This is a genomic window from Gardnerella sp. c12Ub_1, from assembly GCF_055804375.1.
In genome coordinates, this window is the sequence record NZ_JANUZC010000001.1 from 1,165,557 (window position 1) to 1,189,594 (window position 24,038).

Here is a 24,038-nt window from a genome sequence, read left to right on the forward strand (position 1 = left end):
AGCGTCACTTCCCGAGTATACATGCTTTTAGATTTCAGCGCGCCGCGCTGTTGTATAACAAATAAACGCAGTGTGATAACAAATAAACTAATCGAGTTTTCCAAGTCTCCACAATTTAGCTCCATTAGCGAAGCATAAGGAAAGTGCATGCATGTTTGCGGATTTGTGCAAAACGCTAGCAAGACGCTGTGAATCATCTCTTTTGGAATCGTTCATCTTCTGTGTTAATTTTTTCGCGTAAGAACGCATTCCGCACGAAATAATCGCAGTAAACGCAGAAGCTCGATATAGAGCAACAGCAAAATCGCCCGTAAAAGCACCAGAAAGAATAGAATCCGCGAGTCGCGCAATATCTTCTCCTGTAGGAGATTCGTCAATTCCAGTAATTGCGGAAGCGCTAGTTGCAGAGGGTTCTCCAAGATTCCAATACTCCGCATATGCTTCTCGCTGCTTACGCAAAGACTCCCTAAGCAAATATAGCCTAAAAAGCATTCCAGGAAGCGAATCTGGTTGCGCTTGACTCCACAAGTCTGCGATGACCTCAATACCCTCATTCTCAACCAAATTCAGTACGCGTTCCACAATCTCTGGAGATTGTGTTTTATGCACGCGGTTAAGCAGAACTGCTGCTGAAGTGTGGCTGATTTCGTTTACAATTTGTGGATCTGTGCCGCCTTCAATTTGCGCGAGCATTGCAGGATCCATTTGTGCAGGTCTGCTTGGGCGACTTGCACCTATTGGACTTGGCATAAAAGCAGATCTGCTCGAATGGATAGAACTCGATTGTGAATTAAGGCTAGTAGACAATTGGTAACACCTTTTCAATATCAATAATGCGAGCGCCTTTAGAAGTATTGCTAATATGCAAAACTATTGCGCTACCAGTAGGCATGTATGGAGATTTTTGGCTAAGTATACGTTTATGTGCTCGCGGTTTTGTGATTCCTCGCAAATAGTCAAAGAAAGTGCCGATAATAGGGCGATGCAAACACATAACTGTTGAATTGTTAATATTTGCTTCTGTGTTTTTTGCGTTTTGTGTGTTTTGTGCGTTGCAATCAAGATTTTGTATTTCACTTATAAGAACAGATAATGTAGATTTTGGTTTATCCTCATGATGGTCTTCAGTAAGTTCCGCAATCTGTTCTATAGAAAGAGAAGAATCGTGTGCAAAAGTTGCAACAGTTTCCACGCAACGTTTCCAAGGTGACGAGACAATTCGATTTGGAGCATAGCAAGCAAGCTCACGACCTAGAGCGTAGGATGCTGCAGATCCAAGAGGAGTGATTGGACGAGTTGCTTCGCTGCCTTGCCATGATTTACGTGATTCAGCTTTTCCATGTCGTACTAGTATCAATGTCTTATATTCAGTTTGACTAGCGTGTAGCTTTTCAAGAAAAGCATCTAAAACTTTTCTATCGCTATCGTGTGTGAGTTTTTTGCGAGCTTTAGAAGGAGTAAGCCATATAACATTGCCAATTTCAGTAGGTTTTGCTGGTTTTATTGGACCAAATGCTGGTAGTCGCTTCATTGCGGCATTCTCGTCTATTTCGCGCATCATCCAGTAGTGAATTCGCTTAACTACTTCTGTTTTGTTGTTGTTTTGTGAACTGTTTTTCGCACCGCTTTTTGAGATTGATTTTTTGCCTTCGTTTTCGAGTGGATACTCGATTTGCGCAATGTGCGGCCCCAGTGTAACCGCGTATCCTGTTTCTTCGCCAACTTCGCGCACAGCAGTGTGACGATGCGATTCATGGGCTTCGTTCTTACCTTTTGGCCAGCTCCAATCGTTGTATTTTGGGCGGTAAACAAGGCAAAGTTCTATGTTGCTTTCGTTTAACACTTGATTACAAGCGTTGGATTCGCTGCCAACATTACCGAAATCTTTATTTGGATTTGTGATGTTCGGATTGCTTGACTTGCTTTCTTTGCTAGCAGTTTTGCGCAAGCGGTAGATAATACCGCCAGCTGCTTCAACATATCTCTTCGCTACTGTTGCACTCATATTCACTATTTTAGCGTTTTTCTTTTGTAACTTTTAGTTGTGCTTTAATGTTTTATATTTTGTACGCAGGCATGACTGGCATAAACGTGCGTAGCAAAAGTGTTGTTATTGTTTGCTAATCTTCCAAATATCCTAAAACTGGCAAATTATTGCGTAAAAAATATCCTAAAACTGGCAAATAATTACTCAAAAAACATCCCAAAACTGGCAAATAATGCTATAATCGTTGTAATATCAACATTAAAAAGAGTAAGCCATGAAACGACTAGCATTACAAAAATTAATCGCCTGGAATAGTAAACCAAATCGCAAGCCACTAATAATATGGGGTGCGCGTCAGGTTGGCAAAACGTATCTAGTAAAAGATCTATTTGCAGAAAAGTATTATAAAAATAGCTATATTTACATCGATCTTAAAAAAGAAGATGAGGTTCGTAACTTTTGCGAAAGCACAGCAAACGCAGAAAAAATTATAGAATACTTGTCTTTGCGATTTTCCAAGGCTATAGATGAAGGTACTTTGCTGATTTTTGACGAGATCCAAGAATGCCCAAATATTATTTCGTCGCTTAAATATTTTTGCCAAGATTTTAGAAAAATTCACGTAATTGCAACGGGTTCAATGGTGCGAATCAAATTGCATCGCGAAGCTCACAAGCAAAATTCGTCTAAATCAGCAGTTGGTCAATTCCTCTTTCCAGTAGGCAAAATTGACCAGATAACAATCTATCCAATGACTTTTGGTGAGTTCCTACTAAACAATAACAGTCTTTTATATTCTAAGGTGCGTGAAGCTTATGATTCTAAGCAAGCGCTTTCTGCCGAAATACATAATCTTGCGTTAAGCGAGGTGTATAAATATTTGCTGATTGGAGGTATGCCAGAAGCAGTAGAAGCATATATTGAACGTAAAGATTTACTAGAATCGCGTGAGATTTTGCGCTCGCTTTATGACAATTATCTTGCAGATATGGAGTTGTATCAAGCAAGTAGCGAATCGATTTTAAGATCTCGACTTTTATTTGAGAATATTTTTAGAGAGCTTAACAAGGAATCAAAAAACTTTTCAGCTGGTCTTATTAAAAAAGATAGTAGAACTAGAGATTTTGCTACGTCCATTCAGTGGCTGCTTATGACCCATATTGTTAATCAGTCATTCCAACTCAAAGAGCATATAACCATGCCGCTTATGCAAGAGAACGAAAGTAATTTCCGACTATTTTTGTGCGATATTGGCATGTTCTCGTATCAAAGTGCCATAAATGCAGCATCTTTTATTTCAAACGAAAGAGACAATACTCTATCTGGAATTTTCTTTGAGAATTACGTTGCGAATGAACTTAGTGCAAATGGTTTAAATCTGTTTTATTGGCGTGGAAAATCGGATTCGGAATTGGAATTTATAGTTGAATCAAATAACAAGCTTTTTCCGATTGATGTTAAAAAAGGCAGAGGAACTCTTAATTCTTTAAATAAGTTTGCAATGCACAACAAGTTTGAGTTTGCAATAAAAGTTTCTAAAAATAATTATGGCTATGATGCAAATCAGAAAATCGCGACTATGCCATTTTATTTTATGACGTTTGTTGCTGGCGATTTGGCTGCTGGAACGCTTGAGATTTAGTGACTGTGACTGTATGACGTGACTGTGTGGATGCGGACTGTGTGGATGTGTGGATGCGTAACTGTGTGGATGCGCTAGGATAGCGATTCGTGAGTATGCCTAAAAAAGTCGCAGCTCGTTTGAATCAGCACCGCGCATATCGTCATAATCCAAAATAAGGCAAGTAAATCCTCTATCTTGCGCAAGAACGCGTGCTTGTGGACTAATCGTTTGCGCTGCAAAAATTCCGCGAACGGGCTTAAGAAGTGGGTCGCGGTTTAGCAACTCGCAATATCGCGTAAGCTGCTCAACGCCGTCAATGCCGCCATTTCGCTTGATCTCAATAGCAACGTGAACGCCGTTAGAATCCTTAGCCATAATATCCACTGGTCCAATCGCAGTAGGGTATTCGCGGCGAACAAGCTTTGCGCCTTTGCCAATGCGTTCAATTTGCTCTGCTAAGTAATGCTGTAAATGCTCTTCCACGCCGTCTTTAACAAGACCTGGGTCTTCGCCTAAATCGTAGGAAGAATCGCTATAAACGTGTTGCAAAACTATGCGAAGTATGTCGTTGCCCTTTTTTGCTGCGATTTTTAGAACAGTTCCATTTGCAAAAACAGATTCGGCATTAGACACGGTATTAGATTCTTCGCTAGATTCATTAGATTCGCTATCTAATTCAGATTCGCCAGATTCGCCAGATTCACTATCAGATTCTTCAGAATCGCCAGAATCCTTCTCAACGTGCATCGTGCACGGAGCAACCATCCAATTTAGTGGTTTATAAGAGCCAATCTCCGAAAAAATAAGCACGCTTCCGTCTTCTTTAATAAGCAAAACGCGCTTAGCTGTTGGAAGACTTGCGTTAAGCCTACCCGTGTATTTTGCACTACAATCCGCAACAATAATTCGCACACAAAAAGCGTAGCATAAATCGCGTAACTATCTGCACAAAAACTATCTACCCAAAACTTCCGCTAAATCGCGTAACTATCTGCACAAAGCTTCCGCTAAATCGCGATTTTGCCAGCGCTGATGCAACGCGCAATAGCCTCCAAAAAGCAAGAGCCAAATAAGGCCGCCAATCGCAGATCCGCGAGTGTCTTCGCTAATAAACAGCGTTATGTACACAAACACAAAGAATGCAATCGTTAGCGAATTAAGCAACTTATAGTGCGGCATAACAAATCCGTCTGGCATAAAATCAGCCGAAGCGCGGTACTTTCTGTGCGTAACCATAATCAAGATGTAAATCATGATTATTACTGCCGAAGACGCAGAAGCAAACACAATAAACGCGCCATGCACTCCAGGAATCGAGTTAATAATCGGCGAGAAAAGGATTAGTGCAGCAGAAAAAATGATTGCTCGCGCAGGAACCTTAGTGCGCGAAACTTTGCGCAAATGCGAAAGAACAGGAGAATTAGATTCTAACGCAATTTGATACATGTGTCTTCCTGCAGAATAAAGCAGCGAATTAAGCGCAGAAGACGCTGCCGTAATAACAACAAAGAACACAAGCGCCGAAGCCCAATGAAGCCCCGCATAGTGGAAAACCATAATAAACGGAGACATATAAACGCCTTTAGAATCGGTAGCTTTAAATTGTTGCCAAGGAACAATCAGCATGATTGAAGCAAGCGCTCCCACGTAGAAAATCAAGATTCGCATAATGATTTCATTAATCGCCTTTGGCAAAACTTGGCGAGGATTCTTGGTTTCCGATACTGTAACGCCTACAAACTCAATAAGCTGGTATGCGTAGAACACCATTTGGAAGCTCATCAAAAATGCCAGCCATCCATTTGGCATAAGCGAGAAGTTGTTGAAAATATTGTCAAAGCCTGCGTGACCTGCAGGATTTGCAACGCCACTAATCTCCGTTGCAGGGTAATGGTAGCCAATAATAACCATAACTGCAGCAGTTACAATAAGAGCCACAATCAGCGTGATTTTAATCATTGAGAACCAAAACTCTGTTTCTCCAAACAGCTTTACAGCAACCAGATTTATGCACACTAAAGCAGCCAAAAACGCTACTTCTATAAGCCATTTCCAGCTGCTAACGTCTATGCCAAAAGTTTGGAAGAAAGTAACGCAATACGTGCTAACTGCTGTAATCTCACTCATTCCAATAAGCACAAGTACTATCCAATACGACCATCCTGCAAAATCGCCCCAGCCTTTACCTAAATATCGTGTAATAAAGCTAATAAAAGTGTGCTGGTTTGGGTCTTTATACATGAGTTCGCCAATGCCACGCATAAGCAAAAACATGATTAGGCCAACAATTATGTACACAAACATAATGCTTGGGCCTGTAAGACTAATGGATTTGCCCGAGCCTAAGAATAGGCCAGTGCCGATTGTTCCACCTATAGCAATGAATTGAACGTGTCTTTTTGTAAGGCTGCGCTCCATCTTGTTAGTGTGACCATTGTTAGTTTGGTCAATATCACTCATTGCTATAACTCCATTCTTTTAGACGTGAGCTTTCAATTTTATAGGAACCCTTAAATATTGGATTATTTATATTATTTGAATTATTGTTAAACATTTTTTAACGCATATAGGATTATTCCACACTTTTAAGCGAACTTACAGGGTCAATGCGGTCCAATGCGGGATTGGTTGACCATTGAACAATCAAAGCAAAGATTAGCGTTGCAAAGCCAGCAATCGCATAGCTTAGCCAAGATACCTCGACTTCAAAATACAGTGCTGGCATTCGCAAGGCGTTTGTTAGCAAGCCAGCAACTAGTCTTCCTAGTGGTAAACCAACTAGAATACCAATTAAAGTAAGAGTAAGCATCTCCTTATGCACGTAAGCGTGAACTTCTCTACGGTAGAATCCAAGAACTTTTAGCGTTGCCATCTCTCGCGAGCGCTCCGAAATATTTGTGCTTGCTAACGTGAATAGCACGGCTAATGCTAAGCCAGCAGCCAAAGTTACTATAAGCGCTACAACAGCATTCATTAAATCGAAGCTAAACGAATGTTTCATGCGCGTAATGCTCATAACAGCTAGAATGCCGCTTCTGTTTGCAAATTGATCTGCGTAACGCATTTTTGCGTCATCATCTCCGCGAAGGCGCATCATTAGTGCATTATTCTTAACATTTTTCCCATCTTTAAAACCGAATATTCTTTCATAGCAACGAGAAGTCATATAAATGTTTGAACCAATAAGATTACGCACAATTGCGCGCAACTTCACTTTTGCACGCTTAAAACTTGAGTTGGTTATTGTAATGTAGTCTCCACTCGAAATGCCCAGCGATGATGATGCGCTTTGTGAAAGAAGCGGACCCGAGTCATCAAGCGAAATATTTTGCAAATTATTGTTAACATCTTGAAGGCGAATCATTTTAGACAACGTTGCCGAATCTTTAACAACTACGATTTGCACGCTTTCGGAATCTTCAACGCTGCTATTATGTGATTTGCTATTAGATTTGCTGTTAGATTTACTATTAGATTTACCATTAGAATTACCATTATTCGCATTGCTTTTTGCGATTTCTCCAGAGCTAATGTAGGCAGGCAAAATGGCATCAACAAGATTGTTGGATTTATCTTTTTGCACGCTTTTCTTCATATTCTGGAATGCATCTGGAGTAGAAATAGAAATCATATCGTAGTGATAAATTCCGTCATATTGGCGTATTCCAAGAGTTGCTACAGTATCGTTTAACGCTAAAGCACATACGATTAATGCCGTGCAACCAGCTACGCCACCAATCGTCATAAATAATCTGCTTTTAAAACGAGCTAGATTTCTTATAGATACTTTGTTTAGGAAGCTTAGACGATTCCAAATAAAAGGTAATCGTTCAAGAATCACGCGTGCTCCAGCTTTTGGAGATTTTGGACGCAATAATGCCGCTGGAACTTGCCTTGTCTCCCTCCAGCTTACGATTATTGTGCATATTGCAACTGGTATTACAAACGCGAGCACACAAAGCGAGCCGTAAAGCCAGTCGTATCGCAAAACAACTCCAGGAACTGTGTACAATCCGCGCAAAATCTTAAGTAGTAAAGATGGAATCGCTAAGAATCCTAGAATATCGCCTATTCCACCACCTATAAAGCATGCAAAAATCGCAAAGAAAGCGTGCCTTGTTATTGCTGCGCAACGACCATACCCTAAGCTTAAGTACGTTCCAATTAGCCCTCGCTCTTCTTCTACCATTCTTGCCATGGATGTAAGGCTCATCATCATTGCTACTACAAGAAAAAGCACTGGGAAGGCATATCCAAGTGACTGAATTGAGGCAACATCAGAACGCAAGCGAGTATAGCTCCCGTTTGATATGCGAGTAGTAATATACCATTTTGCTTTAGGAACATTCTTTTTTACTTCTGTCTTAATTTTTGCGTAAATTTGCGCACGAGCCTTAGCTAAAACCGAGTTGGGAGCGTTTTTAAGCATTGGCATGTTGGCTATAGTTTGATCTACTTTTTGATTAGTTTGGTCTTCTATAACTTGATTTGTACGCGCTTCTTCGCAATCATTTTGCACGCCATTTTTAATTTGGTTTGAAGCATTTGCCACAATTGCGCGATACTTTTGTGAAAAATCGTTAACTCGTTGAGTCTCATCTAGGCGCACAGAAATAGACGTGTATGGAAGATTATTTGTGTTTTCAGTAATCGCAGAGGTAAAAATTGGGTAGCGAGATATTACAGAATTGCGGAAAGCTTTTGATTGATACCCTTTTGGATTGTCTAAATCGTTTATGTCTAGCACGCTTCCTGTGATTAGAAGCTTATATTTTTGATTTTGATTCGGTTGATTAGACGAATTATTTTGATTATTTTGATTAGCATGATTAGCGTTCTGTTGCATACTCAAAAACAGTGTGCTACCAACGCGCAACCCACTATCGTGCAAAAATCGCTCAGTTACTACAGCTTGACGATTATTTGTTGGCATATTGCCACTAAGCAAATGTACTCGATTTAGCTTTTTAGAATCGTGATTATATTGCACAACGTTCATTGCATAAGATGAGTCGGCATTATTTGAAGGATGAGCAGTAGCTTTAAAAGACTTTTCTGCCTCTGCTTCACTAACAAATGGCAATTTTTTGATTGATTTAACATCGTTTTTAGTCAATCCAAGAGTGGAAACGATTTGTAAATCGTAAGCTTTGAGCTTAGAGTAAGTGTCATCTGCTCCAAGAAGCATATCGTTGCATCCTGCATAAATGCCAGTCATAACAGCAACACCAAGCATTGCTATAACTGCTAGTATGCAAAAGCGACGCCATTCGTGAATCCACATTCTTACAGCGCTAATAAAAACTATTGGCAAAATAGAGTGTGTGCGCTTATTGCGAATCGCAATTTTGCGCTTGATTTTCTTAGATTTTACAGTCTCAATACTCACTACAAATCACCACTCTACAAATCACCACTCAATATCTGCAATTGCCGTAGGATTTTCTTGCACTGTTTCGCTTATAACTTTTCCAGAATGGAATCTCACAACCTTATGAGCCATAGGAGCAAGTGCAGCATTATGTGTAATAATAAGAACCGTCATTCCTTCTTTTTGGCAAATATCTTGCAATAATTGCAAAACAGCTTTTCCAGTTTCGTAATCTAACGCACCCGTAGGCTCATCGCATAAAAGCAACTTAGGTTTTTTAGCAAGTGCGCGTGCAATAGAAACTCGCTGCTGTTCGCCTCCAGAAAGTTGTGCTGGAAAATTATTAAGTCTTTTTTCCAAACCTACGTCAATAAGCGTTTGTGCTGGATCAAAATGATCTGAGCAAATTTGTGAAGCAAGCTCCACATTTTCTAATGCAGTCAAGTTTGGAACAAGATTATAGAATTGAAAAACAAAGCCAATATCTTCTCTTCGATACTTTACTAATCCGCGGCCATTTAACTTTGTAATATTTAAATCACCAACAGTTACACTACCGCTTGTTGCTGTATCCATGCCACCTAAAATATTCAATGCTGTAGTTTTACCTGCACCCGAAGCGCCTAATATTACGGTGAGTTTACCGCGTTCGGCAGTAAAACTAGCATCATTTAGCGCGCGCACAACACTTGAGCCAGATGGATACTCTTTTACAACATGATCAAAAGTTATGTACGCCACAATACTCCTTGCTTACTGACTACTTAATTGTGCTTTCGCTATTAATGTTTAATTTTAATTTATTCGGTTAATATTTAATTCTATTTATTGGAATAGTGATACGCCACGCCTTGCTGTGCAATATGCGTTTCCAAGCCAAGTGTGCCTTGAATTTGGCCAAACAGCGCCAAGACGTGCGGCTCCTTGACTTATCCAAATACTTGGAACCCTTCCATCGGAGCTTTTTGAGCCTAAAAGATTAAAGCCATTTTTGCTTTCAAGCCAATCAGGATGCTGCGTTGCAATCGCTAATCCTTCTTCTAAAGTTAAAGGAAGGCGCTCGTCGGAGTCTATAAGCTTTCTGGCAACATCTGGCTCACGATTCAAATACGATGTGCCCGTATGCGGGTCAATCGCAAGGTAAAATGGTCCTTCTGGAGGCTCAAAACCATCTTGAGGCAAGAAACTAGCTATATCTCGAGGTGGCATTGTTGTAAAACCGGCCATTCTCTCAATGCTAGTTCTAGAAATCAAGGATTCTGGCGAAACCAGCTCGCGAGTAGGCACAAGAAGAATGTTTGTTCCCAAATCGCTTTGCTCAAGCGCGCGAATAAGTGGCAATGCTAAAGCGCGGAACGCCGCTGCACTCATATCTGCAACATCTGGGTAGCCAAGGGCAACAATGCGGTCAAGCTGCTTTTGTATTTCTTGCGAAGCAATAGACATAGTTATATTTTACGTAAAATTTTCTACAATCGCGAGTGCGACTTGGCTTTATTAATACGCAAATCCGCGCTTTTTAGCTACGATTTCCGCCAATTGCACAGCGTTAAGAGCAGCGCCCTTGCGAAGATTGTCGTTTGTAATAAACATTGCTAATCCGTGTTTTCCATCAACCGCTTGATCTTGGCGAATGCGGCCAACGTAGCTTGCAGACTTTCCTGCAGCAAGTTGCGGAGTAGGAATATCGTCTAGTGCAACGCCGGGGGCTGATTTTAGCACTTCGCGAGCCATATATGGAGTTACATCGTGCTCAAATTCGGCATTAATGCTCATTCCGTGACCCGTAAAAACGCCCACGCGCACGCATGTGCAACTCGCTGCAAGCTTTGGCAAGTGCAAAATCTTACGACTTTCGTTGCGAAGCTTTTGCTCCTCGTCGGTTTCTTGCGATCCGTCATCAACAATCGCGCCAATAAATGGCACAACGTTGAATGCGATTGTGCGCGCAACTTTTGTTGGTTTCGGAAAATCAATCGCATCTCCATCAAACACAAGCTTATCTGCGCCCTGATCTAAAGCCGCTTGCGCTTCGTTCATAAGTTGCAACGCGCCAGCTCTGCCAGCTCCCGAAACCGCCTGGTAAGAAGATACAATAAGTCGTTTTAAGCCAAAAGCGTCAGAAAGTGGTTTTAGAACAGGCATGCACGCCATTGTTGTGCAATTTGGATTAGCAACAATCCCACGCGGAATATCGTTCAAATCTTGCGGATTTACTTCTGCAACTACAAGAGGCACATCGTTATGCATACGCCATTGAGAAGAGTTGTCGATTACTATTGCGCCAGCATCCGCAAATCGCGGCGCCCACACTTTGGATGTTCCGCCGCCTGCAGAGAAAATCGCAATGTCAATTCCGCTTAAATCTGCTTTTTCTACGTCTTCTACAACAACATCTTTGCCGCGATAGTTCAAAACGGTTCCAGCAGAGTGCGCGGAAGCCAAAAATCGCAAGTTTTTAATTGGAAAATCGCGCTCGTCTAATACGCGGCGCATAACCATTCCAACTTGGCCAGTGGCACCTAAAACCGCAAGGTTTACGCCTGTGTTGCTTATAATTGCCATTTTGTCTCCCTTATTTTGCGATTTTGCGCGATCAGCGCCCGCTTCCTCCATAAACAACAGCTTCGACTTTGCTTGCGTCCAATCCGTAAGCCGTGTGAAGTGCGCGAACCGCCTCGTCGAGCTGCTTTACTGGAACAATCGCCGCAATGCGAATCTCGGATGTAGAAATCATAAGAATATTAATTCCGTGATTGCTTAGCGCTGTAAAGAAGGTGGCTGCAAGACCAGAATAAGTTTTCATTCCAACGCCAACAACTGCGACTTTTCCAACAGAAGGGTCCACATCCATAGACGTAAATTGCAATTCTCCGCGCGCGCCCTGCAAAACCTTGCAAACGGCGTCCAAAGCCGAGCTTGGAGCTGTAAGAGATATGTCTGCCGTCTCGGTAGATGCGCTTGCCTGAGCAATCATGTCTATGTTAACGTTTGCTGTAGCAAGAGTCGTAAACACTTTTGCTGCGTTTCCAGGCTTGTCTGGCACGCCTCTAAGAGTAATCATGGACTCGCTTCTATCGTGTGCAACGCCAGAAATTACAGGAGTTTCTGGTCCTAAGTCTGGGAATAAATCGCCCATTGTGGAGCGAATATCTACATTTGTCATTTTATTTGCTATTGTATTTGCCATTTTTGCCGCCTTCTGTCTATTGCTTCTGCTTATTTACTGTGTCTTACGTTTCGTCTTATTTTGTGTGTTTTATTTTGTGTTTTATTTTTGTGTATTATGCCTATATTTTTAATAAATAATTAGCTTAGATTTGGCAGACTTTTTGGATCTACGCCATTAGGAACAACCAAAGTGCCATTTCTGTGAGAAAACGAGCTGCGAACATGCAATGGCATACTAAATCGTTGTGCATATTCAACGCATCGCAAAGCCAAAACGCGCGATCCACAAGACGACATCTCTAGCATTGAATCGTAGTCAATAACGGGGATTCGCTTTGCTGTTGGAACAATTCTAGGGTCTGCTGTAAAAACGCCATCAACGTCTGTGTAAATCTCGCAAATATCTGCGCCCAAAGCTACAGCCAGCGCCACTGCAGAAGTATCTGAGCCGCCTCGGCCAAGCGTTGTGTCGTCGCCAATTTCGCTGATTCCTTGGAATCCTGCAACAATAGCAACACTGCCTTTTTTAAGCGCGTGTTGAACGCGATCTGGCTTAACAGCGCGAATATGCGCCGCTCCAAATTGCGCGTCTGTCATAAAACCAGCTTGCGACCCTGTAAAAGAGTATGCGTGCGAGCCTTGCGCGTGAATCGCCATTGCCAGAAGGCTCATAGAAATGCGCTCGCCTGCAGTCATAAGCATATCCATCTCTCTGGCAGGCGGATGTGCGTTTACACTCATTGCTTGGTCAATAAGATTGTCTGTTGTATCTCCCATAGCCGAAACAACAACCGCAACGTCGTTTCCAGCAGCTTTTGTGTCGAGAATCCTTTTTGCTACGCGCTGAATTGCGTCCGTGTCTTCTACAGACGAACCGCCGTATTTCTGCACTATAAGAGCCACTTTAACCCCTTATGTTCAGCTGTTATGCTTCTAAAGCACGCGCGTTAGAAGAACTAATCTAAAATCAGACTACAAAATCAGATTACCAAGCGTGCTCTATTTATTTTTATTTTTATTTTGCAATATATTAGTGGCGTGAATTTTGGCGAGCGGCTGCTTGCGATTTTTCCGCGTGCAATCTCTAAACATCTTGCCTTCCTGCAAACGCGCGCCCAAGAGTCACTTCGTCTGCATACTCAAGGTCTCCACCAACTGGCAATCCGCTTGCAAGCCTAGTCACCTTTATATCAAGCGGCTCAAGCAGTCGTGCTAAATACGTAACTGTTGCTTCGCCTTCTATATTTGGATCTAGCGCTAAAATAACCTCTTTTATTTGCGCGTCTTTTAAGCGCTCAAGTAGTTGCGTTATTTTTAAGTCTGCAGGTCCCACGTTTGCCATTGGATTAATCGCTCCGCCTAAAACGTGGTAAACGCCTGCGTACTCGTGCGTGCGCTCAATGCTCATAATGTCTTTTGGCTCTTCTACAACGCATATTTTTGTGTGATCTCTTCTAGGGTCTAAGCAAACAACGCAAGGGCTTTGTTCGCACACGTTACCGCAAATTTCGCAAAATCGCACGTTTTCTTTTAAGTCGTTAATCGAGTTGATTAGTTCTTGCGCTTGCGCGTTAGAAGACGAAAGTATGTAAAATGCAATTCGTTGTGCGCCTTTTGGGCCGATTCCAGGAAGGCTAGAAAATGCGTCTATAACTCTGCCGATTGCGCCTTCGTACGATGACACATTATGCATTTATTCCTCTTGCTTTCTTTTACGAGCACGCGCGTTTTTAGGATTATTTGGGTCGCTTGCGCCGAATTCTTTTACAGATTTGACTTCAAACATTTTTTCCAAGTCGTCTATGCTCAAATTTGTAGCGGATTCTAAAGACTCGTCTTGCATTGAGCATTCGTCTTCTTGAGCGCCATTTATGCCCTCTGCAGAATGAGTTTGTGCTTGCGACGGAGCTTGTTCTTGCAATGATTCTTGCGATTGATAAGCTTCTTGCGTTTCTTGCACGTTTTGCGCACTGTTAAATGGCTTTATTGCTTGCTTTTCTTGCTGACTATGCAGTGCTTGCGATTGCTGAGTTTTATCTTGCGACTGCGTTTTATTTTGCGCTCGCGCAGGTGCAATTGCGTCTCCCATTGGAGCGGAAGCCATACTAGCCCAAGCGTCATCTTGTGATGCGTCTAAATGATCATCTAAAGGGTTATCTAAATGATCATCTAAAGAATTATCTAAAGGGTTATCACCGCCTAAAGGGCTATCAGCATTTAACTCGCTTTTCTCGCTTGTGTTTTTGCCAAATCCTTTTACAATTCCAGCTTTGCGCATAAGTAATTCGCGCTTAACTTGCGCAAGCTTTTGCGGATCCATTTTTGCTACAGACTCAACTTTTTGTCCATTTTCCGCAACAGAATCAGGCGCGATTGAAACATCTTTACCAAAAACGTCTTTTACTTTGCTCATAACAACAACTGGCACTTTTTTGCCATCGTAAGGAGCAGTCGTGCAAAGAGCAAGAGCAAAAGCATGCTGACTTATAGGCTCATCAAATGTTAAAACAAGCTTTCTTTTTAGCGGATTGCTTTCGTCTAATCTAACTTTTGGAACGTGATTTCTTTCTACGTATTCGCGAACATCGCTTGGAAGACTTTTAACAAGATTGTTCCAAGCTTCGTCAACGTCTAAAATTTGAGGCGCGCTTGTAGTTGCGCTTGCATTTGCATTTGTGCTAGCGTTTGCGTTTTCTGGCTGTTCTGGCCACTTTGCAACTGTTTCTGCAGTTTCAATCGTATTTGTAATAACAGATTTTTGAGTGTTTTGCGCATTGTTTTGCATTATGCTTGCAGACTCGGTTGCGTTTGTAAACCCAGCTGCATTTGCATTTTTAGTTGCATCGGCCGAGCCAATAAAATGCTTTACGTTCGCTTTTGGCGCTTCAACATTTTTTGCATAAACTTGTGTTTGAATGTTTTCGCTCGAATCCGTTCTAGTGCAAAGTAAGCGTGCAACAAGAATTTCAAGATTCATTCTAGGCGAAACAGCATTTGCCATTCCCGAAAAAGCATTATTTACGATTTCTGCCATTTTAGACAAGCTTCGCAAAGTGAGCTGACTTGATTGACGTTGCAAAACTTGCATGTCTTCTGGCGATAAATCCCCAAGCAAGTTTTTAGCACTATCTACTCCAGCAGAAGCTAATAGTAACAAATCGCGCAAGCGACCAAGTAAATCTTCTACAAACTTGCGACTATCGAAGCCTCCAACAATAACCTTTTGCACAGTTTCGTAAAGTTTTGCTCCGTCTTTTTCAATAAGAGCGTCAACAACATCTCCGATTAAGTTAGAAGGCGTAAATCCAAGAAGAGCAACCGCAGAATCTAGCGATATAACGCCATCTACGGAGCCAATCATCAATTGATCTAGCACAGAAAGCGTGTCTCGCATGGAGCCGCCACCTGCACGCATGGCAAGTCGAAGAACGCCTTTTTGTGCTTTAATGCCTTCTTTTTGGCAAATACTCTCTAAATACGGCCCCATTACTTCTGGCGGAACAAGCCTAAACGGGTAGTGGTGAGTTCTGGAGCGAATTGTTCCAATCACCTTATCTGGCTCAGTTGTAGCAAAAATAAACATAACGTGCTCAGGCGGCTCTTCCACAATCTTAAGCAAAGCGTTAAAGCCTTGAGGAGTTACCATATGAGCTTCGTCTAAAATAAAAATCTTATATCTATCTCTTGCTGGTGCGAATCCTGCGCGCTCGCGTAATTCTCTAGCGTCGTCAACGCCGTTGTGGCTTGCTGCGTCTATTTCTACAACATCTATAGAACCTGGGCCGCCTGTTGCAAGATCTTTACAGCTTTGGCATTTTCCGCACGGCTTAGAAGTTGGCCCTTGTTCACAATTAATGCATCGCGCTAAAATTCGTGCCGAACTTGTTTTTCCACATCCGCGCGGTCCAGAAAACAGATACGCGTGCGTAATTTTGCCTTGATCAAGTGCTCTAATAAGCGGAATCGTAACCTGATTTTGACCAATAACACCTTCAAAAGTGTCTGGTCTATATCTTCGATACAACGCAAGTGCCATAACTATAACCTACCGCCAACTAGATATTAACTTGAATCCGCTTACTGTTTAAGCAAATCATCTGTTCCATTTTAATCATCTAAGTACTAACATGCTAACGATGCGCACTCTACTACATGCTACATTATGGTTCACTCGCTACAATCCACTAAACCCGCTTTAGCGCTTACGGTTATTCTAGAGGCCATTGGAACGTGTAAAGGAACGCTTAATTTTAGCGATATGTCGTTATCTTTTTCCACACAAGACTCGATTTTTGCATTGTTTGCTGTAGCTGTGTTTTGCGCGATTTTGCAAGCGTCTCCGTTCATGTTCTGTATAGCAACCGCTCCCGATATTGCCGATGCATTTGCTAACGCATATGCGCGATGTTTTGAAACAAGAATCGTTCCAATAACCGCACAAAGAACCAGAATAGAGCAGATTGCGGTTACTAATCCTATGCCAAGCATAGTTCCAGATCCGCAATCCGCTCCGTGTAAATGTTTAGCTTTTAAGCATTGCGTTATTAATCGCTTAGCTCTTTTTTGATTCATATTAAAACCTGACTAATGCGCGCTTCTACTTGCATTGGCAAAATCTTCAGCGGGTCTGGCACAACCGGGCAACTAACAACAATATCTGCCATATTTCCAACATATTCGACTTTTACAGAACTATTTTTTCCAGATACTTTATGCACTATATTTTGAGCTTCTTTAGAATCGTGTGTAGATGCAATGTAGTAGGCAACTTGGCCTGCTGCATCGTTGCAATTCATTGTATTTACTACTGATTTGCCTAAAAAAATTAACACTATAGCAAGAATCGCAACTGTAGGTAGAATAATCGCAAATTCTGCGGTTACTGCACCTGAATCTTTAACATCTTTAACATCTTTAACATCTTTAACATCTTTAGTGAATTTAGTGCTTTTAGTGTGCTTGTAACTATTTATGCTCGTATTTTTTGCATTCCTTTTGTTGAAAATATTCAAAAACGTATAATTCTTCATTTTTCTCATTTCTTTCGCATTAGTGAATCTCCATTATTAGTGTTTATGCTTAGTTCTTTAGCATTCGTTTAATCTTGTTTTAATCTTGTTTAATCTGAATCTTGTTTAATCTCATCGAATCTTGTTAAATATCAACAAGAGCTTCATAATGTTTCACGCAATGTTTCACGCAGTGCTTAACAACTTATATTCTTCTTTACATTAGCTAACGTGCAAAGCTCTTTTAACAAGTTCGCCAATAGCTTTGTGCACAGCATCCGACTTAGCAATAGCAATAAGAACTGTTGCAAAAGCTGTAGCAGCTATAAGAACAACCGCATATTCTGCAGTAACCGCTCCTTCGTCTAGTTTCTTTAGACTGTTATTCAAGCGGTTTTGCATACTATTGCACGCCTGTTCTGCTTTAATCAATCCTTTGTTTGCGTTTGTTGTAAACTCGCAACAAAGTTTTGAAAATGCTTTAGCAATTGTTTTCATGTTACTTACCTTCCTTTCTTTTATTTATTGTTTATTTTTTATTTATGTACCCAGTTTGGATACAAATTTTTTAAGTGCCATTTTTAAGACTTTTATATGCGACTTTTTATATAAAATCGTTTTCACTGCGATTTTTCACTGCGATTTGCAGCTAGTGCATAAATGATGCAACTGTTGGCAAAATGCCAACAAAAATAAACGCTGGCAAAAAGCACAATCCAACTGGCAAAAGAAGTCGCACAGAAAGTTTCGAACTTTCTTTTTTTGCAACATTCTTCATTGATTGCTCGTAGTTTTGCAAAACGGCGTTAAGTACTGGTACGGGGGAGCTTCCGTAAATCCAAGATTCACGCAAAGAATTTTTTAGCCATGTGCTTAAAATCAAAGATGCGCAAGCGTTCTTATCTTTTTTACTAAAGCAAACATGTGGCTCGCTCCAAGCTTCTCTCCAAGTGCTGCCAGAGATAAGCGCTTTAGAAACGCGACTTAGCCAAATTCCTTTTGATGCAGGCAAAGAACAACCGACTACGTCTAGTGCTCTAGTTATTGCAACACCACTTTTTAGTGCAACTATTATCATTTGCAAACCAAGAATCGGATCTATATCGCTTAGTATGTTTTGTCTAAAGTCGTAAGTGTTTTGCATAAAAACGCTCGGATTAACAGCGCGCTCATAGAGTGAGCTAGATGCCATTTGCTTAGAAAAAAGTTTGCACAAAATAATTATGTATGCAACTAAAATAAGCCAAATAATAATTGCTCTTAGCATTTATCCTCCTTTACTGCATTAAGTTTTGACTAAAATACTTCTTTGATTACTTCGTAGATTATTTTTGATTGCGTTTTAATTGCCATTAAAAGAAGCGGATTGCATTGCGTTTCTAGAATTTTTAAGAATGCGCGCAACCCAAATAACTCCAACCGCGTAAAATGCCATTCCAACGCTTAAAAGCGTATATCCTTTGTAGCTAGTAAAAATCATTAGTATTGGGTTTGCTCCTAAAAGCTGACCAGTTAAAAGAGACAAAAATGGCAGTGCAATAAGCAACTTAATAGTGGCTTTTGGCATTGCAAAAACTTCCGCGCTTAAATCATCAACCCTTTTGTTTGCATAATAAGAATCCGCAACAGATTGAACGCAATCTGCCATTGGGCAGCCAATCGAATTACTTAATTTGTATACACTCATAAGAGATTGCGCTATTTTACGAATGTCTTTTTGTTTTTTGGCATTTTTATAATTTTTTGTATTCTTTGTATTCTTCGCGTTTTTGAAAGAGCTATCTAAACTAGACGTGATTGTGCTTTCGCTTAGTCTAGAATCAAACCACTGTAATATGGATTCTGCATTTATTTGCTTGTTGTATGCTTTGCGCGCATTGCCATTAGCATTGCAATCTGAGCATACGCCAATAATTGACTCAAACGAAGCTCCCGATTTTAATGATGCAACAAGAGATGCTAGCGACTCTTCAATACTCATGTTAAATCCTTTGTTAGCTTTTATTTTGCTTGTTAGTTTGCTTGTTATTTTGCTTGTTAGTTTGCCTTATTTTTGCCCGTTTTGCTTTTTGCTTGTTAAGCTCTTAAAACTATTTGCGAATTTAGTGGCAAATGCCATTTAGACGAAAACTCTTTCCATGCTAAAGTGGCCTCTATTTGCGTGTCTTTAACTCTTAAAACAGGAACGCCTTCTAGTGCGCCAGAATCATTAGATCTTAAAACTCCAAGCTCCTTTACAACGCGTATCCCGTTTACGCGCTCAACGTGAATAACAACGTCGAATGCGTCTGCAGCAAGAGCGCAAAGTGCCATTGGCTCCAGCCCTGCGAGCAGACCAAGTGCCATTAATCGCGCTGGAACTTTTTGTACTTTATCTGCGTGCAAAGTCGTCATTCCGCCTTTGTGTCCGCATGTAAAAACGCGCAATAAATCAGCGATTTCTTTGCCTCTGCATTCTCCTAAAATGATTCTGTCTGGTCGCATTCGCAAAGTGGCTTTTACAAGCTCTTGTAAATCAATGCATCCTGCGCCTTCAACGTTTGCTTCTCTTGTTGCTAAAGAAACGTAATCGTTAGAAACACAGCCCAATTCCCTAGTTTCTTCAACAGTAACTATTCTGTCTTTTGGATTACAAGAAGCTAATAGAGCCTTCATAAGTGTTGTTTTTCCCGAACCCGTGCTACCTGTAATCAAAATATTTGCGCGACTCTCAACAAGCAAATAAAGAATCCTAGATAGCTCAATTGGAAACATGCCTTTGCTGCTAAGTTCCGTTAAACAGTAGTGCTTTAGCGCAGGGAAGCGAATCGAAATGGCAGCTCCGCTCAAAACTATTGGTGCAATAAGCGCGTGAATTCGCACACCAAGTGGACTAGAAGCGTCTGCAATTGGGCATGCGTCGTCTAATCGTTTACCCAATTGAGCACAAAGCCAGACGGCATATTCGCGCAAAACACTGGGATTATCAAACGGGATTCTTGGATTGTATTCATTAAGCCCAAGTCCAAAGTCTGCCCAAACTCTTCCCTCGTCTGTAACAACAATATCCGTTACATTTGGATTATCTGCAATATCTTGCAAAATTCCAAAATCAATATCTTGTAAAGCCATGCCTACCACCAACTATTTTTGAAAATCTGCCAAACGCATAAGAAGAATCACCTTGCGTGCTAGATGCCATTAAACCCGATTTGCGCGAGTCGCCAAGCAGCCATATGGTGATTTTTTCTACCGCACTTTGCGCGCATTTTGGTATGCTTCTAATCCCATACCCACCAATTATGTCTTCGTACATCTTAGAATCGTGACCAATTGGGCCTTCTACATTGCAAAGTAAATAATCACAAGCTTCTGTAATCTCTACTGGGCAAAATCTGTTAGAAAGTCCGCGTGGATTTAAGCCTGCAACAATATAAGTTAGATTTTCCGCGTAATTTTTATGATCCAACTCTAGGTTTTGCAAATGCGCTCGCAATCGAGCTAAACCTAAAACGCTAAGCTCCGATGCAAAAATTGTTGGAACATTCGCTAGAGTTGGAAGACTTTGTAAAAGCCTTCTTGCCGAAAATCCAGATCCAATATCTACAATCACAACGTCGCAAGCTTTAGCAAGACCTCTAATTGCGGCCTCAATAACCCATGGCTTAGGCTCCTGATTTTTCCAAGGTGAGTAGGCCAGAATATCCACATTGTTCCAATGCAAAAGCTCGCAACGCAAAACGTAACCGTCTAGTCTTCCTAAAGGAGCTTGAACCTCTTGCAATCTTCTGCCTTCGTCTTGCTCCAATCCAAGTAGAACATCTAAACCGCCATTAGAAATATCTGCATCGATTAAAGCTACAACGTATTTTTTACTAGCAATATTGCTTGCAAGAAGTGCAAGAGTAGTGCTTAAGCCAATTCCGCTATTTGCTGCAGAACCAATTACAACATTTTTTGGAAAAGGCTTTAGCGAGTAGTTCAAGCTTCCAGTAGTTTTTTGAGCAACACTATTATTGCGATCGTCTTGAAGAACACGATTGCTTATAACGCCAAAATCTTTGTTAAACGTAGGATTTTCAGCCAGTTCACAACTGCGATTAAAAGATGCAATAACAGTTGAGTCGTTAACATTATTAGACTGATTAATGGCGTTTTTAAGCGCGCTCGCTTGCGGAGGGTATGTGTTAAGTACCCTAGCGGCGCACGAAGGCGCATCGTAATTATCAATACTCATATTGCTCATGCAGCTATTGAATCGCATACAAAATAAATAAGCAATACTTTTGTAAGAATGTGGTTAAAGGCTCAATAAACGTTGCAAATCCGCCAAAAAGTTATCCACATTGCTGTTTTAGCGTATTTTTGTATAAGCGTATAAGCATATTAGCGCACGAGTTTTGGATTGGAAGCCATGTACCTTTCCAGAAGTTCGCCATAGATTGGCTTAGTGTGCAAAATATCGGATACAAGAAGCGCAATAAAAGCAGATGCAGCAACTGGAAGAGTGTGAATCATTGTTCCCGACATTTCTACAGTTAGCAAAATCGAAGTGAGCGGAGCTTTTACAGAAGCCGAAAGCGTGCCAGCCATAACACAAACTGTAAAAATTGGCATTAGCTTTGCGTCAATGCCAAGAATCGGAATGCTTATTATTGTGCGAGAAGCAACGCCGCCTGCAAGTGCTCCAACAGCAAGAATTGGCATAAAAATTCCGCCAGGCGCTCCGCATCCAAAACTTGTAGAAGTAAATAGCATTTTTGCAACAAACAGAATACACAAAAGCGCTATGCTTGCTTTTCCATATTCAGAGAGCTTAACAAGATTCGATCCTCCGCCAAGAACATCTGGCAAATATAAGCCAACAGGAATCGCGATTAAGCATGCTATAGATACAGGAGCCCACTTTGGCAAATATTTATACATCGTTTGCAATCCAAGTAAGGATCTATTCATTAAAGAGCCAATAAGTCCCGCAAAAATGCCAAGCGGAATCAGCCAAAAATGAAGCGTCATTGGCAAGTCTGGAATCTTTCCAAAGTCTAAAACAGGCCGAAGTCCAAAGCATGTTTGAGACACAAAGTCCGCGCAAATAGATGCAGCAGCAGCTCCCATAAGAACTGTAGAAGACAATCCGTGTTGAACTTCTTCCATAGCAAACATAAGCCCAGAAAGTGGAGCGCTAAATGCTGCAGATAAGCCAGCTGCAGCTCCAGCGGTTACAACATAGTGTTCTTGCGTATCGTTTTTATTGCCTTTTCTAAAAATGCGAGACATCATTTGCGCGCCGCAAGCTCCGATTTGAATCGAAGGGCCTTCGCGCCCAAGAGATAAGCCAAATAGCGAACCCAACAATCCGCCTACAAATCGAACAGGCAAAATAGTGTTCCAACACATTTTTAGACCGCGCTGAACGTATCCAACAACTTGTGGAATGCCGCTTCCAGACGCCATGCTTTCTTTGCGACTCATCCAGCCAATAAAGAATCCAGCAACAATCGCAAAAGCTACGCACGGCACAATCCAAAGCATGTTTTGCAATATTCGCACATACATCCATCGCGCAAAATCGGTTCCGTACTCAATCCCAAGTCTATAAGTTGCTACAAGCGCTCCCGAAACAAGGCCAACAACTACGCCTGCAAGAACCATCTTCCATCTAAGATGCTTAAGTGTTTTAAGAATGCGATCCGAAAAGTCGCGCAAAAAGTCGCGTATAAAACCGCCTACGTTCTTTAAAGTCACAATAAACCTATTCTTAAATCAAATCGCAAACAAATACACAAAGCATTTTAACATTTTAATAACACAATAAACGTTAATTAATAAAATACATTAATTAATAAATAAAATACGTCAATTAATAAAATTAAAAACTAAGACTTTAGAAGTAAAAACATTACAAAACACGGTCCAGCGTATGCAATAAATGCGCACAAGAATGGCACTATTAGTTCGCTAATAAAAAGACATAGTCCAAGCTTGATTTTCTTTAGCTTAAACAGGCTTACGACTTCTAAGATTGCGGTTGAAAACGTTGAAAATCCACCTAAAAATCCCAATGCGCACGTGTAGATAATAGTCGAAGCAAAAGTTAAATCGTATATAATCGAAGAACTTAAAAATACAACTAAGCCCATTATAAAAGACGCAAAAGCGTTGATTAGCAAAGTCGCGATTGGAAAATCATGGTTATAAACGCGCCCGATTGCGTCAGATATTGCGCAACGAAGAACGGCGCCAAGTCCCGCAAAAACAAGAGGCAGCCAAAAAAGAACGTATGCGTAAGACATCATTTTGCACCGCCCCTGTTAGCGTCTATTTTATTGATGGCGTTTGCATCACCAGCATTTTTTACGCTGCCATTGCCTTTAAAAGCAAAAATTTTATCTCCAATTAGACTCCCAACAAGCACTGCTAAAACGCCAAGAACCATAGACAACGCCATAATGGCAATTACTTCTACAATGTTCATTGCAGTAAATGCGGAATGCGCGCCCTCAAAGGCAAAAGTAGACATTGTTGAAAGTCCGCCGCAAAATCCTGTGCAAAAGCCGTATTTTATTAAGTCTTTATTTTTGCTGCGCAATCTATTTGCTACAAGCGAACTTACTAAAGCAAGAATAAAACATGCTAAAACGTTAGATAAAAGAGTTGCAAAAGTAAAGCGGCTAAAAAGCATAGAATATCCCGAATCCCAATGCATGCCGTACGTAAAAACGCCTATTTCACTACGCACAAAAGCGCCAAGCAATCCGCCAATAAAAACAACAAAATAGATTTTTAATCCAAGTGTTTTATGCTGGCGCTTTTTAGGCAAGTCTGGGCGATTTTTTCTCGGAACACTCATATTTTTAGCCGCCTTAAATCGCATTTAATATGTATTTAGTCAACTAT

General features: G+C 41.1%; 23 protein-coding genes. 1 reads left to right on the forward strand and 22 read right to left on the reverse strand.

Features of this window, described 5'->3' with window-relative positions; translation table 11 throughout:
- Window positions 1–87 precede the first annotated feature (87 nt).
- Window positions 88–750 (reverse strand): hypothetical protein, encoded by a 663-nt coding sequence (locus NYP65_RS04505; RefSeq protein WP_004114101.1) that lies wholly within the window; start codon window positions 748–750, stop codon window positions 88–90.
- Between the two features lie 46 nt (window positions 751–796).
- Complete coding sequence (locus NYP65_RS04510; RefSeq protein WP_473410678.1) at window positions 797–2,005, reverse strand: NUDIX hydrolase; 1,209 nt, start codon at window positions 2,003–2,005, stop codon at window positions 797–799.
- Window positions 2,006–2,261: 256 nt separating this feature from the next.
- On the opposite strand from NYP65_RS04510, the gene NYP65_RS04515 reads away from it, so the two are divergent.
- A complete protein-coding gene (locus tag NYP65_RS04515) occupies window positions 2,262–3,629 on the forward strand; it encodes an ATP-binding protein (protein WP_415702687.1) in 1,368 nt (455 codons plus the stop codon).
- A gap of 99 nt (window positions 3,630–3,728) precedes the next feature.
- Here the strand turns inward: NYP65_RS04515 and nucS are convergent, their stop codons facing one another.
- The 20 genes from nucS to NYP65_RS04615 all read right to left on the reverse strand — a co-directional run bounded on the left by nucS (window position 3,729) and on the right by NYP65_RS04615 (window position 23,991).
- The gene (nucS, locus tag NYP65_RS04520) at window positions 3,729–4,523 is read right to left on the reverse strand and encodes an endonuclease NucS (RefSeq protein ID WP_004131090.1); all 795 of its coding nucleotides are present in this window, start codon (window positions 4,521–4,523) and stop codon (window positions 3,729–3,731) included.
- A gap of 75 nt (window positions 4,524–4,598) precedes the next feature.
- Entirely contained in the window at window positions 4,599–6,071 is a 1,473-nt protein-coding gene (locus NYP65_RS04525; protein ID WP_473410679.1) for an amino acid permease, read from the reverse strand.
- A gap of 112 nt (window positions 6,072–6,183) precedes the next feature.
- Complete coding sequence (locus NYP65_RS04530; protein WP_473410680.1) at window positions 6,184–9,000, reverse strand: ABC transporter permease; 2,817 nt, start codon at window positions 8,998–9,000, stop codon at window positions 6,184–6,186.
- 21 nt (window positions 9,001–9,021) lie between these two features.
- On the reverse strand, window positions 9,022–9,723 hold the full coding sequence (locus tag NYP65_RS04535; protein WP_473410681.1) for an ABC transporter ATP-binding protein: 702 nt from the start codon (window positions 9,721–9,723) through the stop codon (window positions 9,022–9,024).
- A gap of 84 nt (window positions 9,724–9,807) precedes the next feature.
- On the reverse strand, window positions 9,808–10,428 hold the full coding sequence (locus tag NYP65_RS04540) for a DUF5701 family protein (RefSeq protein ID WP_004131086.1): 621 nt from the start codon (window positions 10,426–10,428) through the stop codon (window positions 9,808–9,810).
- Between the two features lie 51 nt (window positions 10,429–10,479).
- Window positions 10,480–11,547 carry an aspartate-semialdehyde dehydrogenase gene (locus NYP65_RS04545; protein WP_473410784.1) on the reverse strand — a complete coding sequence of 356 codons (1,068 nt, stop codon included), beginning with the start codon at window positions 11,545–11,547 and terminating at the stop codon, window positions 10,480–10,482.
- Between the two features lie 31 nt (window positions 11,548–11,578).
- Window positions 11,579–12,148: an ACT domain-containing protein gene (locus tag NYP65_RS04550; RefSeq protein WP_032819130.1), complete on the reverse strand. Its 570-nt coding sequence runs from the start codon at window positions 12,146–12,148 to the stop codon at window positions 11,579–11,581.
- A 143-nt stretch (window positions 12,149–12,291) separates the two neighbouring features.
- Window positions 12,292–13,056 carry an aspartate kinase gene (locus NYP65_RS04555; RefSeq protein ID WP_004131083.1) on the reverse strand — a complete coding sequence of 255 codons (765 nt, stop codon included), beginning with the start codon at window positions 13,054–13,056 and terminating at the stop codon, window positions 12,292–12,294.
- A gap of 181 nt (window positions 13,057–13,237) precedes the next feature.
- Window positions 13,238–13,846 carry a recombination mediator RecR gene (gene recR, locus NYP65_RS04560; protein ID WP_018632978.1) on the reverse strand — a complete coding sequence of 203 codons (609 nt, stop codon included), beginning with the start codon at window positions 13,844–13,846 and terminating at the stop codon, window positions 13,238–13,240.
- A complete protein-coding gene (gene dnaX / locus NYP65_RS04565) occupies window positions 13,847–16,189 on the reverse strand; it encodes a DNA polymerase III subunit gamma/tau (protein WP_473410682.1) in 2,343 nt (780 codons plus the stop codon).
- A 131-nt stretch (window positions 16,190–16,320) separates the two neighbouring features.
- Window positions 16,321–16,725 (reverse strand): Rv3654c family TadE-like protein, encoded by a 405-nt coding sequence (locus NYP65_RS04570; protein WP_018632981.1) that lies wholly within the window; start codon window positions 16,723–16,725, stop codon window positions 16,321–16,323.
- Window positions 16,722–17,183, reverse strand: coding sequence for a TadE family protein (locus NYP65_RS04575; RefSeq protein ID WP_473410683.1), 462 nt, complete (start codon window positions 17,181–17,183; stop codon window positions 16,722–16,724). The genes NYP65_RS04570 and NYP65_RS04575 overlap by 4 nt, the downstream gene beginning before the upstream one ends.
- A 201-nt stretch (window positions 17,184–17,384) precedes the next feature.
- Window positions 17,385–17,660, reverse strand: a complete 276-nt coding sequence (locus NYP65_RS04580) for a DUF4244 domain-containing protein (protein ID WP_004132315.1) — start codon at window positions 17,658–17,660, stop codon at window positions 17,385–17,387.
- Window positions 17,661–17,811: 151 nt separating this feature from the next.
- Window positions 17,812–18,429 carry a type II secretion system F family protein gene (locus NYP65_RS04585; RefSeq protein ID WP_473410684.1) on the reverse strand — a complete coding sequence of 206 codons (618 nt, stop codon included), beginning with the start codon at window positions 18,427–18,429 and terminating at the stop codon, window positions 17,812–17,814.
- Between the two features lie 75 nt (window positions 18,430–18,504).
- Entirely contained in the window at window positions 18,505–19,143 is a 639-nt protein-coding gene (locus tag NYP65_RS04590; protein ID WP_016795458.1) for a type II secretion system F family protein, read from the reverse strand.
- 95 nt (window positions 19,144–19,238) lie between these two features.
- Window positions 19,239–20,273 (reverse strand): CpaF family protein, encoded by a 1,035-nt coding sequence (locus NYP65_RS04595; protein ID WP_004131070.1) that lies wholly within the window; start codon window positions 20,271–20,273, stop codon window positions 19,239–19,241.
- On the reverse strand, window positions 20,254–21,387 hold the full coding sequence (locus NYP65_RS04600) for a CpaE/TadZ family protein (RefSeq protein WP_473410685.1): 1,134 nt from the start codon (window positions 21,385–21,387) through the stop codon (window positions 20,254–20,256). The genes NYP65_RS04595 and NYP65_RS04600 overlap by 20 nt, the downstream gene beginning before the upstream one ends.
- A gap of 140 nt (window positions 21,388–21,527) precedes the next feature.
- Window positions 21,528–22,886, reverse strand: a complete 1,359-nt coding sequence (locus tag NYP65_RS04605) for a ClC family H(+)/Cl(-) exchange transporter (protein WP_116689897.1) — start codon at window positions 22,884–22,886, stop codon at window positions 21,528–21,530.
- Window positions 22,887–23,017: 131 nt separating this feature from the next.
- Window positions 23,018–23,437: a fluoride efflux transporter FluC gene (locus tag NYP65_RS04610; RefSeq protein ID WP_018632995.1), complete on the reverse strand. Its 420-nt coding sequence runs from the start codon at window positions 23,435–23,437 to the stop codon at window positions 23,018–23,020.
- A complete protein-coding gene (locus NYP65_RS04615) occupies window positions 23,434–23,991 on the reverse strand; it encodes a fluoride efflux transporter FluC (protein ID WP_415680882.1) in 558 nt (185 codons plus the stop codon). Before NYP65_RS04615 ends, NYP65_RS04610 begins: the two co-directional genes overlap by 4 nt.
- Window positions 23,992–24,038: the final 47 nt, after the last annotated feature.